This is a genomic window from Coprococcus sp. AF99-45 (genome assembly GCF_027663865.1).
In the GTDB taxonomy this organism is placed as follows: domain Bacteria; phylum Bacillota; class Clostridia; order Lachnospirales; family Lachnospiraceae; genus Allocoprococcus; species Allocoprococcus comes.
In genome coordinates this window covers 15,240-30,279 of record NZ_JAQDGZ010000018.1, presented here as the reverse complement: position 1 = coordinate 30,279, position 15,040 = coordinate 15,240, and the positions used below count along the sequence as shown (strand labels likewise).

The 15,040-nt window shown below is 42.8% G+C and carries 9 protein-coding genes and 1 other annotated feature; all 9 genes read left to right on the top strand.

Annotated elements, in window-relative coordinates:
• Positions 1 to 7 precede the first annotated feature (7 nt).
• The 9 genes from rplA (at position 8) to PGR14_RS12015 (ending at position 14,950) form a co-directional block, all read left to right on the top strand.
• Complete coding sequence (gene rplA, locus PGR14_RS12055) at positions 8 to 700, top strand: 50S ribosomal protein L1 (protein WP_008373486.1); 693 nt, start codon at positions 8 to 10, stop codon at positions 698 to 700.
• 213 nt (positions 701 to 913) lie between these two features.
• Positions 914 to 1,858 (top strand): L-lactate dehydrogenase, encoded by a 945-nt coding sequence (locus PGR14_RS12050; RefSeq protein ID WP_008373488.1) that lies wholly within the window; start codon positions 914 to 916, stop codon positions 1,856 to 1,858.
• A 65-nt stretch (positions 1,859 to 1,923) separates the two neighbouring features.
• Positions 1,924 to 2,060, top strand: a sequence feature (ribosomal protein L10 leader region).
• 75 nt (positions 2,061 to 2,135) lie between these two features.
• Complete coding sequence (rplJ, locus tag PGR14_RS12045; RefSeq protein ID WP_055247518.1) at positions 2,136 to 2,660, top strand: 50S ribosomal protein L10; 525 nt, start codon at positions 2,136 to 2,138, stop codon at positions 2,658 to 2,660.
• Between the two features lie 81 nt (positions 2,661 to 2,741).
• On the top strand, positions 2,742 to 3,116 hold the full coding sequence (rplL, locus tag PGR14_RS12040) for a 50S ribosomal protein L7/L12 (protein WP_022220337.1): 375 nt from the start codon (positions 2,742 to 2,744) through the stop codon (positions 3,114 to 3,116).
• Between the two features lie 347 nt (positions 3,117 to 3,463).
• Positions 3,464 to 7,333 carry a DNA-directed RNA polymerase subunit beta gene (gene rpoB / locus PGR14_RS12035; RefSeq protein ID WP_022220336.1) on the top strand — a complete coding sequence of 1,290 codons (3,870 nt, stop codon included), beginning with the start codon at positions 3,464 to 3,466 and terminating at the stop codon, positions 7,331 to 7,333.
• Positions 7,334 to 7,346: 13 nt separating this feature from the next.
• Positions 7,347 to 11,039 (top strand): DNA-directed RNA polymerase subunit beta', encoded by a 3,693-nt coding sequence (rpoC, locus tag PGR14_RS12030; protein WP_044999120.1) that lies wholly within the window; start codon positions 7,347 to 7,349, stop codon positions 11,037 to 11,039.
• Between the two features lie 187 nt (positions 11,040 to 11,226).
• Positions 11,227 to 11,811 carry a helix-turn-helix domain-containing protein gene (locus PGR14_RS12025; protein ID WP_008373502.1) on the top strand — a complete coding sequence of 195 codons (585 nt, stop codon included), beginning with the start codon at positions 11,227 to 11,229 and terminating at the stop codon, positions 11,809 to 11,811.
• A gap of 396 nt (positions 11,812 to 12,207) precedes the next feature.
• The gene (locus PGR14_RS12020) at positions 12,208 to 13,281 is read left to right on the top strand and encodes a M24 family metallopeptidase (RefSeq protein WP_055155424.1); all 1,074 of its coding nucleotides are present in this window, start codon (positions 12,208 to 12,210) and stop codon (positions 13,279 to 13,281) included.
• Between the two features lie 22 nt (positions 13,282 to 13,303).
• A complete protein-coding gene (locus tag PGR14_RS12015) occupies positions 13,304 to 14,950 on the top strand; it encodes a peptide ABC transporter substrate-binding protein (protein ID WP_270223477.1) in 1,647 nt (548 codons plus the stop codon).
• The last annotated feature ends 90 nt before the right edge of the window (positions 14,951 to 15,040 follow it).

Genomic DNA, 15,040 nt, shown 5'->3' with positions numbered 1-15,040 from the left:
ATTTAGAATGAAAAGAGGAAAGAAATACGTAGAAGCTGCAAAGTTAATCGACAGAGCAACTCTCTATGATAGAGATGAAGCGATCGCACTTGTTAAGAAGAGCGCGACAGCTAAATTTGATGAAACAATCGAAGCTCATATCAGAACAGGATGTGACGGACGTCATGCAGATCAGCAGATCCGTGGCGCTGTAGTTCTTCCGCATGGAACTGGTAAAAAGGTTCGTATCCTTGTATTTGCCAAAGACGCTAAAGCTGAAGAAGCTAAAGCTGCCGGAGCAGATTACGTAGGTGGAGATGAACTCATTCCGAAGATCCAGAATGAAAACTGGTTCGAATTCGATGTAGTTGTAGCTACACCGGATATGATGGGTGTTGTTGGACGTCTCGGACGTGTACTTGGACCAAAAGGTTTAATGCCAAACCCGAAGGCTGGTACAGTAACAATGGACGTTACAAAAGCTATCAACGAAATCAAAGCTGGTAAGATTGAGTACAGATTGGACAAGACAAATATCATCCATGTACCGGTAGGAAAAGCTTCTTTCACTGAAGAACAGCTTGCTGACAACTTCCAGACGCTTATCGATGCGATTAACAAAGCTAAACCGGCAGCAGTAAAGGGTCAGTATCTTAAGAGTGTGACACTTACTTCTACAATGGGACCTGGTGTAAAAATCAACCCAATGAAGCTTGCTTAATCAGTATTGAATAAATGTAAATAATAGAGACACCGTATGCGGAGTGATCCGTTACGGTGTCTTTTTGTGCAGCATGAAATCTAACAAACAGTATTCTGTATACATTGTGCATTTTTTGACGAACAATGCATGAAAACATTGAAAATCGGGGAAAATAATGATAACCTATGCCTGTGAAAAAAATATCAAGTAATTAAAAGGAGGCACTTTGTCATGGTTAATATTCAAAAGGCAGCAATTATCGGATGTGGGTTTGTAGGAGCGTCCTCTGCGTTCAGTTTACTTCAGAAAGGGATCTTTTCCGAACTGGTACTGATCGATGCGAATAAAGAAAAAGCAGAAGGGGAGGCAATGGACATAAGCCACGGTAGACCATATGCGCACCCGATGAAAATATATGCGGGATCTTATGATGATATCAGTGATTGTTCACTAATCATCATTACAGCTGGAGCAAATCAAAAACCGGGAGAGACAAGACTGGATCTGGTACACAAAAATGTAGCAATTTTCAAATCGATTATTCCGGAAATCACAAAACGCGGATTTGAAGGAATCCTGCTTGTTGTAGCAAATCCGGTGGATATTCTGACTTATGCGGCACTTAAGATTTCCGGATATCCGAAGGAAAGAGTATTCGGAAGCGGAACCGTTCTGGATACTGCAAGATTCCGCTATCTGTTAAGTGAACATCTTCAGGTTGCGAGCCGGAGCGTACATGCCAATATCATCGGAGAGCATGGAGACAGTGAGCTTGCTGTATGGAGCGGGGCAAATGTAGCGGGAATTCCAATCAATGATTTCTGCGAACTTCGCGGACATTATCAGCATCAGGAATCTATGGAAAGAATTTATAAGACTGTACGGGACAGTGCTTATGATATTATCCAGAAAAAGGGTGCAACCTATTATGGTGTGGCAATGGCGGTTGCGAGAATTGCAGAAAGCATTGTTATGAATGAAAATGCGGTTCTTCCTGTCACGAGTCTGATGGAGGGAGAATACGGACTGGAAGGACTCTGTATCAGTGTTCCGACCATAGTTTCGCAGAAAGGTGCAGAAAAAGTTCTTGAGATTCCACTGAGCGATGAAGAAAAAGAAAAATTGCTTTCATCTGCAAAAGAATTGAAGGAAGTTCTGGATGGTTTGGACTTATAATAGAAGAAACTGGATGAAATTGAAAAAATGAAAAAATACACTTGACTTTCTGGTAAACGTATGCTATATTTACGAAGTAACTGCCGAAGACAGTAGGTGCCGTAAGGCATAAGGGTCAAAACGCCTACCGAGGAAGACAAGATTCATTAGATTTGAATTTGTAAACCTCTGTGCTTTGGCGCGGAGGTTTTTTAGCGCATGATTGCGTGATATGAAAGTCCCCGCTGGGACCGAGACTTTCTGGCAGTTGAAAATACTACAAGGAGGTGCACCATTCGTGGCAAAAGTTGAATTAAAACAACCTATCGTACAGGCAATCGTTGAAGATCTCACAGATGCTCAGTCAGCAGTTATCGTTAACTACTGTGGACTTACAGTAGCTCAGGATACTGAACTTCGTAAACAGCTGAGAGAAGCAGGTGTTATCTACAAAGTTTGCAAGAACACAATGATGAAGAGAGCTTTTGAAGGAACAGATTTCGCACAGCTTGACGAATATCTGGAAGGACCGAACGCTATTGCAATTTCTAAAGAAGATGCAACAGCACCGGCAAGAATCATCTGCGATTTCGCTAAGAAAGCAGAAGCTCTTGAAGTAAAAGCAGGTGTAGTTGAAGGCTCAGTATATGATGCAGCTGGTATTCAGGAACTTTCTAAGATTCCGTCAAGAGAAGTACTGCTGTCCAAATTACTTGGAAGCTTACAGTCACCTATTACAAACCTTGCTCGTGTTCTTAATCAGATCGCAGAACAGGGTGATGCTCCGGCAGAAGCTGAAGCAGAAGCACCGGCAGCAGAGTAAGCTGTACCGGAATCCCATCCGAGTGTGGGAACAGTAAGAGGCGAAAGAGCCAATCATTAAAATCAAATGGAGGAAAATAAAATGGCAAAATTAACAACAGCAGAATTTATTGAAGCTATCAAAGAATTATCTGTACTTGAATTAAATGACTTAGTTAAAGCATGTGAAGAAGAATTTGGTGTATCCGCAGCAGCAGGTGTTGTAGTAGCAGCAGCTGCAGAAGGTGGAGCAGCAGCAGAAGAAAAAGATGAGTTCGACGTAGAACTTGTTTCTGCTGGAGCATCTAAAGTTAAAGTTATCAAAGTTGTTCGTGAAATCACAGGACTTGGACTTAAAGAAGCTAAAGAATTAGTTGACGGAGCACCGAAGGTAGTTAAAGAAGGCGTTTCTAAAGCTGAAGCTGAAGAAATCAAAACAAAACTTGAAGCTGAAGGAGCAGAAGTTAACCTTAAGTAATTTTGGTTATCGCACTGTGAATGACAAGAGCGTATCGCGCAGGATTTCCTGCAGTGATACGCTCTTTTGATTTTTTGTACTTTTCTGCGGTATGCATACAATGATGATGAGGATTGCGAGAGTGCAAAGCACGGAGCAATCTGGTATCAAAGAGACCGAAAGTAAATTTTGTCACTTACATTATATAATACAATAAAAATACAATTCTTTGAAAAGTTAGACTTGACAATCGGGAAAAACCTGTGGTAAAGTAAAAAATGCGCTATTGTGGAAACGTATGCCATAAGTGCGCCCTGAATAAGGCGGAAATAACCCGAAAATTTATCATATAAGGAGTGAAACGTCAAATGGAGAAAAACAGAATTCGTCCCATCACAAACGGAAAAAGTATGCGCATGAGCTATTCCCGGCAAAAAGAAGTACTCCAAATGCCTAATTTGATCGAAGTTCAGACCGACTCTTACAAATGGTTCCTGGATGAAGGATTAAAAGAAGTATTTGATGATATTTCTCCGATTACCGATTACAGCGGACATCTGAGCCTGGAATTTGTCGACTTTACATTGTGCACAGATGAAACCAAGTACACAATCGAGGAATGTAAAGAACGCGATGCTACTTATGCTGCACCGCTTAAAGTGAAGGTAAGACTTCACAACAAAGAGACAGATGAGATCAATGAACATGAGATCTTTATGGGTGATTTACCGATTATGACAAGAACCGGTACCTTTGTAATCAATGGTGCGGAACGTGTTATTGTCAGCCAGCTGGTGCGTTCACCTGGTATTTATTATGGAATTGCGCATGATAAACTTGGTAAAGAATTATACTCTTGCACCGTTATCCCGAACAGGGGTGCATGGCTTGAATATGAGACGGACTCCAATGACGTTTTCTATGTCCGTGTGGACAGAACCCGTAAGGTGCCGATCACAGTCCTGATCCGTGCACTTGGTATTGGAACGAATGCTGAGATTATCGATCTTTTTGGTGAAGAGCCAAAGATTCTTGCAAGTTTCACAAAGGATACTTCAGAGAACTATCAGGAAGGTCTTCTCGAATTATATAAGAAGATCCGTCCGGGTGAACCGCTTGCTGTAGACAGTGCAGAAAGTCTGATCACCAGCATGTTCTTTGACCCGAGACGTTATGACCTTGCAAAGGTTGGACGTTATAAATTTAATAAGAAGCTTATGCTCAAGAACCGTATCACAGGACATACGCTGGCTGAAGACGTAGTAAGCCCGATGACAGGTGAAGTAATTGCAGAAGCAGGAGCTGTCGTTGACAGAGAACTTGCAGATGCCATCCAGAATGCAGCTGTTCCATATGTGTGGATCGCAAGAGAAGAAAGTGACCGTAATATCAAAGTACTTTCTAATATGATGGTAGATCTCAAAGCTGTATGTGGAATCGATCCGGAAGAAGTTGGCGTAACTGAACTGGTATACTATCCGGTACTTGCTGAACTCCTGGAAGAGACAGCCGGAGATATCGATGAGCTGAAAGAAGCAATTCATAAGAATATTCATGAACTGATTCCGAAGCATATTACAAAAGAAGACATTATGGCGTCTATCAATTACAATATGCATCTTGAATATGGAATCGGTAAAGATGATGATATTGACCACTTGGGTAACAGACGTATCCGTGCGGTTGGAGAACTTCTCCAGAATCAGTACAGAATCGGTCTTTCAAGACTGGAAAGAGTTGTTCGTGAAAGAATGACAACACAGGATCTGGAGGGCATTTCTCCGCAGTCACTGATCAATATCAAGCCTGTAACTGCTGCTGTTAAAGAGTTCTTCGGATCATCACAGCTGTCACAGTTCATGGATCAGAATAACCCGCTTGGTGAGCTGACTCACAAGAGACGTCTTTCTGCACTTGGTCCTGGTGGACTTTCCCGTGACCGTGCCGGATTCGAGGTTCGTGACGTTCACTACTCACATTACGGAAGAATGTGTCCGATCGAGACACCTGAAGGACCGAACATCGGTCTGATCAACTCTCTCGCATGTTATGCAAGAATCAATGAGTACGGATTTATAGAAGCACCGTACCGTAAGATTGACAAAACAGATCCGCAGAATCCGGTTGTAACCGAAGAGGTAGTATATATGACTGCGGATGAAGAAGATAATTATCATGTAGCACAGGCGAATGAGCCTCTGGATGAGGAAGGACATTTCATTCATAAGAATGTATCTGGTCGTTACCGTGATGAGACTCAGGAATACGAGAAAAGAATGTTTGATTACATGGACGTATCTCCGAAGATGGTATTCTCTGTTGCTACAGCACTGATTCCGTTCCTGCAGAACGATGATGCGAACCGTGCGCTGATGGGGTCCAACATGCAGCGTCAGGCCGTACCGCTTCTTACTACAGAAGCTCCGGTAGTCGGAACAGGTATGGAAGTAAAATCTGCTGTCGACTCAGGTGTATGTGTCGTTGCAGAAGAAGGAGGTATTGTTGAGAGATCAACATCTACCGAAATCACAATTAAACAGGATGACAAGACAAAAAAGACTTATAAGCTGACCAAATTCCTGCGAAGCAACCAGAGCAACTGCTACAACCAGAGACCGATCGTTGTCAAAGGTGAAAGAGTGGAAAAGGGACAGGTGATCGCAGACGGACCTTCTACATCCAATGGTGAGATGGCTCTTGGTAAGAACCCGTTGATCGGATTCATGACCTGGGAAGGTTACAACTACGAGGATGCTGTACTTCTTAGTGAACGTCTTGTACAGAATGATGTTTACACATCTGTTCATATCGAAGAATATGAAGCAGAAGCCCGTGATACAAAGCTCGGACCAGAAGAAATTACACGTGATATTCCAGGCGTAGGTGATGATGCACTGAAAGATCTGGATGAGAGAGGTATTATCCGTATCGGTGCTGAGGTTCGTGCAGGAGATATTCTTGTCGGCAAAGTTACTCCGAAGGGAGAGACAGAACTGACAGCAGAGGAAAGACTTCTTCGTGCAATCTTTGGAGAAAAAGCTCGTGAAGTAAGAGATACTTCTCTGAAAGTACCTCATGGTGAATACGGTATCGTTGTAGATGCAAAAGTATTTACAAGAGAAAATGGAGATGAACTTTCACCGGGAGTTAACCAGGCAGTCCGTATCTACATCGCACAGAAGAGAAAGATCTCTGTAGGTGATAAGATGGCCGGACGTCATGGTAACAAGGGTGTTGTTTCCCGTGTACTTCCAGTAGAAGATATGCCGTTCCTTCCGAACGGACGTCCGCTTGACATCGTGCTGAACCCACTGGGTGTACCATCACGTATGAACATCGGACAGGTACTGGAGATCCACCTTTCTCTGGCTGCCAAAGCACTTGGATTCAACATCGCAACACCAGTATTTGATGGTGCAAACGAGGTTGATATTATGGATACCCTGGATCTGGCGAACGATTATGTTAACCTGTCCTGGGAAGAATTTGAAGCAAGACATAAAGAAGAACTTCTTCCGGAAGTTATGGATTATCTGTATGAGAACAGAGACCACAGAGCACTGTGGAAAGGCGTTCCGCTTTCAAGAGACGGTAAAGTAAGACTGAGAGACGGTCGTACCGGAGAATATTTCGACAGCCCGGTAACAATCGGACACATGCATTATCTGAAACTGCATCACCTGGTTGATGATAAGATCCATGCACGTTCAACCGGTCCTTACTCACTGGTAACACAGCAGCCACTTGGTGGTAAAGCACAGTTCGGTGGACAGCGTTTCGGAGAGATGGAGGTTTGGGCACTGGAAGCTTACGGTGCATCTTATACTCTGCAGGAAATCCTGACAGTTAAATCCGATGATGTGGTTGGCCGTGTGAAGACATACGAAGCAATCATCAAAGGTGAAAATATTCCTGAACCGGGAATTCCGGAATCCTTCAAGGTACTTCTTAAAGAACTTCAGTCACTCGGTCTGGATGTACGTGTCCTGGATGAGAACAATGAAGAAGTTCAGATCATGGAAAGTGTAGATTACGGTGATACAAACCTGAATCACATTATTGAAGGAGACAGACGCTACAATAACGACGAAGATTACGGCAAACACGGATACAGCAAGCAGGAATTCTCAGAAGGAGAACTGGTTGATGTAGAAGATGAGCCGGAGGAAGATGACAGCTTCGACGATTTTGATGGCGATATGAACGATGATTTTGATGACGACATGGATTTAGAATAGGAGGATGCCGAGAATGACAGAAACAAAAAAAGAACCAACGTATCAACCGATTTCATTTGATGCGATTAAAATAGGTCTGGCATCTCCGGAAAAGATTCTGGAATGGTCAAGAGGTGAAGTTACAAAGCCGGAGACAATCAACTACAGAACACTGAAGCCGGAAAGAGACGGTCTGTTCTGTGAGAAAATCTTCGGACCTAGCAAAGACTGGGAATGCCACTGTGGTAAATACAAAAAGATCCGTTATAAAGGTGTTGTATGCGACCGCTGTGGTGTAGAAGTAACAAAAGCAACTGTGCGACGTGAACGTATGGGTCACATCGCACTTGCAGCACCGGTTTCTCATATCTGGTATTTCAAAGGTATTCCGAGCCGTATGGGACTGATCCTGGATCTTTCACCGAGAACTCTGGAAAAAGTACTGTATTTCGCTTCTTATATCGTACTTGATAAGGGAGAGACAGATCTCTCTTACAAGCAGGTTCTTTCAGAAGCTGAATACCAGGAAGCAAGAGAAAACTGGGGCAATGGCTTCCGCGTAGGAATGGGAGCAGAAGCGATCAAAGAACTTCTTGAAGCGATCGATCTTGAAAAAGATTATGCTGAACTGCAGGCAGGACTTGAGGGTGCTACCGGACAGAAGAGAGCAAGAATCGTTAAGAGACTTGAAGTAGTAGAAGCTTTCCGCGAATCAGGAAACAAACCGGAATGGATGATCATGACTGCAATCCCGGTAATTCCGCCGGATCTGCGTCCGATGGTACAGTTGGATGGTGGACGTTTTGCAACATCTGACCTGAATGATCTGTACAGAAGAATTATCAACAGAAATAACCGTCTGAGAAGACTCCTTGAACTGGGAGCTCCGGACATTATCGTTAGAAACGAAAAGAGAATGCTGCAGGAAGCTGTAGATGCTCTGATCGACAATGGACGTCGTGGACGTCCGGTAACAGGTCCTGGAAACAGAGCACTGAAATCCCTTTCTGATATGCTGAAAGGTAAATCAGGACGTTTCCGTCAGAACCTGCTCGGAAAACGTGTTGACTACTCAGGACGTTCCGTTATCGTTGTAGGACCGGAATTGAAGATCTATCAGTGCGGTCTTCCGAAAGAAATGGCAATCGAGCTGTTCAAGCCGTTTGTTATGAAAGAACTTGTTGAGAGCGGAGCTGCTCACAATATTAAGAATGCTAAGAAAATGGTAGAGCGTCTTCAGCCGGAAGTATGGGATGTGCTTGAAGATGTAATCAAAGAGCATCCGGTTATGCTGAACCGTGCTCCTACACTTCACCGTCTTGGTATCCAGGCATTTGAACCGATTCTGGTAGAAGGTAAAGCAATTAAGCTTCATCCACTGGTATGTACCGCATTCAATGCCGATTTCGATGGTGACCAGATGGCGGTTCATCTTCCGCTTTCTGTAGAAGCTCAGGCTGAGTGCCGTTTCCTTCTGCTTTCACCAAACAACCTTCTGAAACCGTCTGATGGTGGTCCGGTAGCTGTTCCTTCACAGGATATGGTTCTTGGTATCTACTATCTGACGCAGGAAAGACCGGGAGCCAAGGGAGAAGGAAAAGTATTCAAGAGTGTGAATGAAGCGATCCTTGCTTATGAAAACGGAGTTGTAACTCTTCACTCAAGAATCAAAGTACGTGTGACAAAGACGATGCCGGATGGAACAAAGAAGACCGGTACAGTAGAGTCTACACTTGGACGTTTCATTTTCAACGAAATCATTCCGCAGGATCTTGGTTTTGTTGATCGTGAAAAAGAAGGAAATGAACTGGTTCTTGAAGTGGATTTCCATGTAGGAAAGAAACAGCTGAAACAGATTCTTGAAAAAGTTATTAACACACATGGTGCGTCAGCTACAGCTGAAGTACTTGACCATGTAAAATCAATGGGATACAAGCTCTCTACAAGAGCAGCTATGACTGTATCTATTTCAGATATGACTGTACCGCCACAGAAACCGGAACTGATCGCAAGAGCACAGTCAACGGTTGATAAGATCACACGTAACTTCAAACGTGGTCTTATTACAGAAGAAGAGCGTTACAAAGAGGTTGTAGAAACCTGGAAAGAAACAGATGATGAGCTTACAGAAGCCCTTCTTACAGGACTTGATAAATACAACAATATCTTCATGATGGCAGATTCCGGAGCCCGTGGATCTGACAAACAGATCAAACAGCTTGCAGGTATGCGTGGACTTATGGCGGATACAACCGGTCATACGATCGAACTGCCAATCAAGTCAAACTTCCGTGAAGGTCTGGACGTACTGGAATACTTCATGTCTGCGCATGGAGCTCGAAAAGGTATGTCAGATACTGCCCTTCGTACAGCCGATTCAGGATACCTGACAAGACGTCTTGTTGACGTATCACAGGATCTGATCATCCGTGAGGTTGACTGTGTAAGCAAAGATGCCGAAATTCCGGGAATGTATCTGCATGCATTTATGGATGGAAATGAAGAAATCGAAAGTCTTCAGGAACGTATTACAGGAAGATATTCATGCTATACAATCTGTGACAAAGATGGCAATGTTCTTGTAAAGGCAAACCACATGATCACACCAAAACGTGCAGAAAAGATTATGAAATATGGTGTGGATGAAAATGGAAATTCACCGCTTAAGAAAGTGAAAGTCCGTACAATCCTGACCTGTAAATCACACATTGGTATCTGTGCGAAATGTTATGGTGCCAATATGGCAACAGGTGAACCGGTACAGGTTGGTGAAGCTGTCGGTATTATCGCAGCTCAGTCAATCGGTGAACCTGGTACACAGCTGACCATGCGTACTTTCCATAGTGGTGGTGTAGCCGGTGGAGATATCACACAGGGTCTTCCTCGTGTCGAAGAACTTTTTGAAGCAAGAAAGCCGAAAGGTCTTGCTATCATCACAGAAATCGCAGGTGTTGCAAACCTGAACGATACAAAGAAGAAGCGTGAAATCATCGTTACCAATCAGCAGACAGGTGAGACAAAGACTTATCTGATTCCTTATGGATCACGTATTAAAGTACAGGATGGAGCTGTTCTGGAAGCCGGTGACGAGCTTACAGAAGGTAGCGTGAACCCACATGACCTTCTTAAGATCAAAGGTCTTCGTGCTGCACAGGACTACATGCTTCAGGAAGTACAGAGAGTATACCGTTTGCAGGGTGTAGAAATCAATGATAAGCATATCGAAGTTATCGTTCGTCAGATGCTGAAGAAGATCCGCATCGAAGAAAGAGGGGATACTGAATTCCTTCCGGGAACAATGGTGGATGTCCTTGAGTTCAACGATGTAAATGAACAGATGGTAACAGAAGGTAAAGAACCTGCAACAGGAGAACAGATCATGCTTGGTATTACCAAGGCATCCCTGGCAACAGATTCCTTCCTGTCAGCTGCATCTTTCCAGGAGACAACCAAGGTTCTGACTGAGGCTGCTATCAAAGGTAAGGTTGACCACCTGATCGGTCTGAAAGAGAACGTCATTATCGGTAAACTGATTCCGGCAGGAACAGGTATGAGAAAATACCGTGACGTTAAACTTGATACAGGTCTTGGTATGGATATGGACGACGAAATCAGTTTTGATGATTTTGATATGGATGATGATACTGAGTCTGAAGTATCGGCAGAGACAGCAGAAACTGTTGAAACCGAAGAAAATGCTGACGAAACAGTTACAGTTGAAGAATAGGCTTTATATGCTAAGAGAGGCAGATACGTTGAATGGCGTGTCTGCTTTTCTTGCTTTAAAGACACGAAAAACAAAAATATTTGAAAAATAATTCCGATTCTTTAACACTTTACAAAAATAAAGGGTTGCAAAATATGAAAAAATACAGTAGCATATAAATAATCAATCGAAAATCAGGGGGTGTGATATGCTGGATTTAGCTCATATTGGTGAACGGATCAGAGAATGCAGAAAAAAGAAAATGATGACAATCCGGGTTTTGGGAGAATATACAGGACTTTCAGCGGGCTATCTGAGTATGCTGGAACAGAATAAGACATCTCCGAATGTGGACAGTCTTGCGCGAATTTGTGAAGCACTGGATATTGATATACAGTATGCACTGGAAGGGGAAATGCCGGGAAAGACGGTTATACACAGAGAAGAAATGAGTAAGCATCTTTATCCGGAAGAAAATATGACGGTTGAGGTTGCAGACTTTGGTCAGGGAGAATCGATTTTTGAATATATTACGATTGAACCGGGAGAATCTGCGAAAAAAGAAGAATATCGTCATGTCTTTTCGGAAATGTGTATGGTGATAAAAGGAACTCTGAATGTAGAGGTGGAAGGAAAAATTTGCAGTTTACATCCGGGAGACAGTGTATATATAAAGAGCAGAGAGCGTCATAGTATTTCCAATCCCGGAAAAGAACCTTGTGTCAGTATATGGGTATATCACCGGGATGTACCAAGACGGTTTGAAAGGAATGAAAATAAAATTGTGAAATAAATAGCATTCCTCTTGACAATCTTAGAGTATGGTTCTATAATAAGGAAAATTACACATATGAATAAATATTCATCTAAGTGAATTTACAAAATTGAACTGTTAAAACGGAGTTTCTTCGAAATTCACGCAACTCTGAAGACAGTGTTATTTACGAAAGTGTATAAAGACTGATTTTATACATACAATACGGACAATCTAATAATTAAACATAGACGTCATAGCGTGAAACTATGACCTTTGAAAGAAGACAAGGACGTCATGATGCAAATCATGGCGTTCTTTTGTTTACACTACTAGACTGTGGTCTAGTAAAGTATTACATTGTCGCAGAGGGACGGACATATCTGGTAAATATACCGTATCAGAAGAACAAAAGTACATGAGAGGAGAACAAAAATGGACAGATTAACTCAATTGCGAGAGTACATGGAAAAAGAAAGACTGGATGCGTTTTATATTGCAAAGCCGGCGAATGTACGTTGTATCAGCGGATTTACGGGGGAAGACTCATTCCTTTTTATCACAAAGGCGAATCAGTATTTTATCACTGATGCAAGATACACAGAGCAGGCATCTTATGAATGTCCGGATTACGAACTTGTAAACTGGCGAATCAATTTTGGCTGCAGCATGGGGAAAGCTGTTGCATATTGCGCAGACAAAGATGGAGTTAAAACAATTGGATTTGAACAGGATCATCTGACATTTGAAAAATGGAACTCTATGCAGGCTGAACTCAGTGCTGAGATGGTTCCGACGCTGAACGTAATCGAAGGCTTCCGCGCGATCAAGACGCCGGAAGAGATCAAGAACCTTACCGTTGCCTGCGATATCGCATCCAGAGCATTTGAAAAAATTATAAAAGACATCCGTCCGGGTGTGACAGAAAAAGAAATCGCATCCAGACTTGCACATTACATGGTAATGGAAGGTGCAGATACCAAACCGTACGGTGGAATCGTTATTTCAGGAGCAAAGAGCTCTCTGCTTCACGGGATTCCTGACAGTAAGCCAATCGAATACGGAGATTTCGTATTGATGGATTATGGATGCCAGTACAAAGGCTATCTTTCAGATATGACAAGAACAGTAGTTGTCGGCAAGGCAGACGCCAAACAGAGAGAAGTGTATGATCTCTGCCGTCGTATGACAGAAGATACAGAAGCATCTGTAAGAGCCGGTGTGACAGGAACTTCCTGCTATGAAGCTTCACTTGAAGCAATCAAAGATACAGAATACCTTCCGTATAATTATACAGGAATCGGTCATGGAGTTGGGCTGTTCGTCCATGAACTTCCGAATATCGGACTGAACTGTGAGAATATCTTACAGGAGAACAGCATAATGACAGTAGAACCAGGACTTTATATTCCGGGTTGGGGTGGTGTCAGACTTGAGGATCAGGGCATCATCACAAAAGACGGATATGAAAACCTGATCAGTGCTACACATGAGCTAATAGAATTATAAATGAAAAAGGAGGACAACATTTATGAAAAAGAAATTATTAGCGGCTTTACTTGCTACAGCAATGACAGTAACACTGTTTGCTGGCTGTGGTACACCGGGATCCAAAGATTCCAAGAAAGATGACAGCAGTGCTTCATCAGGAAAGAAGAGAATTACTTACACACTTCGTGAAGACCTTCCTTCTATGGATCCACAGAACAGTAACTCTATCTCATGTGCAACAGCAGAAATCTGCACCTATGCGATGCTGACACGTAACGTGGAAGGCGAAGTCAAACCAGATGCAGCTGAAAGCTGGGATATCTCAGATGACGGACTTACTTACACATTCCACCTTCGTGATGGACTGAAATGGTCTGATGGCGAAGATGTAAAAGCAGGCGATTATGTTTATGGTATCCAGAGACTTATGGATCCAGAAATGGCAAGCGATTACGCATTCATCGGATACATCCTCAAAAACGGTGCAGAAGTAAACAATGGTTCTGTACCGGTTGATCAGCTCGGTGTATCTGCACCAGATGATAAGACAGTTGTAATCGAACTGGCACATCCGGCTACATACTTCCTGAGCATGGCAGCTATGGCTACATTTGGTCCTACAAGACAGGATTATGTAGAAAAATACGGAAAAGAATACGCAGCAGATCCGGAAAAATCTGTTTATAACGGACCGTTCAAGATGACAGAGTGGAAACACGGCGATGAAATGATCCTTTCTAAGAATGAAAATTACTGGGATGCAGACAGCATCAAGCTTGATGAAATCTGTGTAAAGACAGTTGCAGATGCTAAGACAGCGGTTGCTATGTGGGAACAGGGCGAAGTTGATATCACAATTGTACCTACTGAAATGACAGATCAGTATACAGAAAATACTGAATTTTACTATACAGGTGCAGATGATTACATCATGCTCAACATGTCAGAAGACAGACCGCTTGCTAACAAGAACCTGAGATTTGCTTTGAACTATGCAATCAACAGAACAGAATACAACAAGCTGGTTAACAATGACGTATATGACGTTGCACAGAGACTTGTACTTCCAAACGTGCAGGCGGCAGATGACCAGACATACGGAGAAGCTTATCCATATACACCATTCCCAGCAGAAAATGATAATGATAAAGCAAAAGAATATCTGGATGCAGCAATGAAAGAAATGGGCGTTTCTAATCCGGCAGACATCAAGATTACTCTTCTTACAACTGATACAGATGGTGCTAAGAAGCAGGCTGAAGTTCTTCAGGAACAGTATCAGAAGAACCTTGGTATTAAAGTAGAAATCAACCAGGTAACTTACAAACAGAGACTTCAGATGGAAACTGAAAAAGATTACGATATGGTAGTAACAGGATGGGTTCCGGACTACTCTGACGCATACTCTTATCTGGAACTGTGGATCAGCGATGGTCAGTATAACCACTCTGGATATGCGAACGCTGAATACGACAAGCTTCTTAAAGATTCTCAGACAGAGACAGATGCTAAGACGAGACAGGATATGCTCTTCCAGGCAGAACAGATCTTCCTTGGAGAAGATTCCGCTCTTGTACCGCTTCAGTTACGTAGAGACCAGTATCTGATCAATCCGAAGATTTCTAACTTCAATGTATACTTTGTCGGATATGACTTCGATCTGGTATATGCAGACATCAGCGAATAATACAGTTGGATGGTAACATACCTTGCGGTCGGCGCGGACTTACTGGTCCGCACCGGCTGCTTATTTGAGGGTTTTGATTATTTCGAGGGG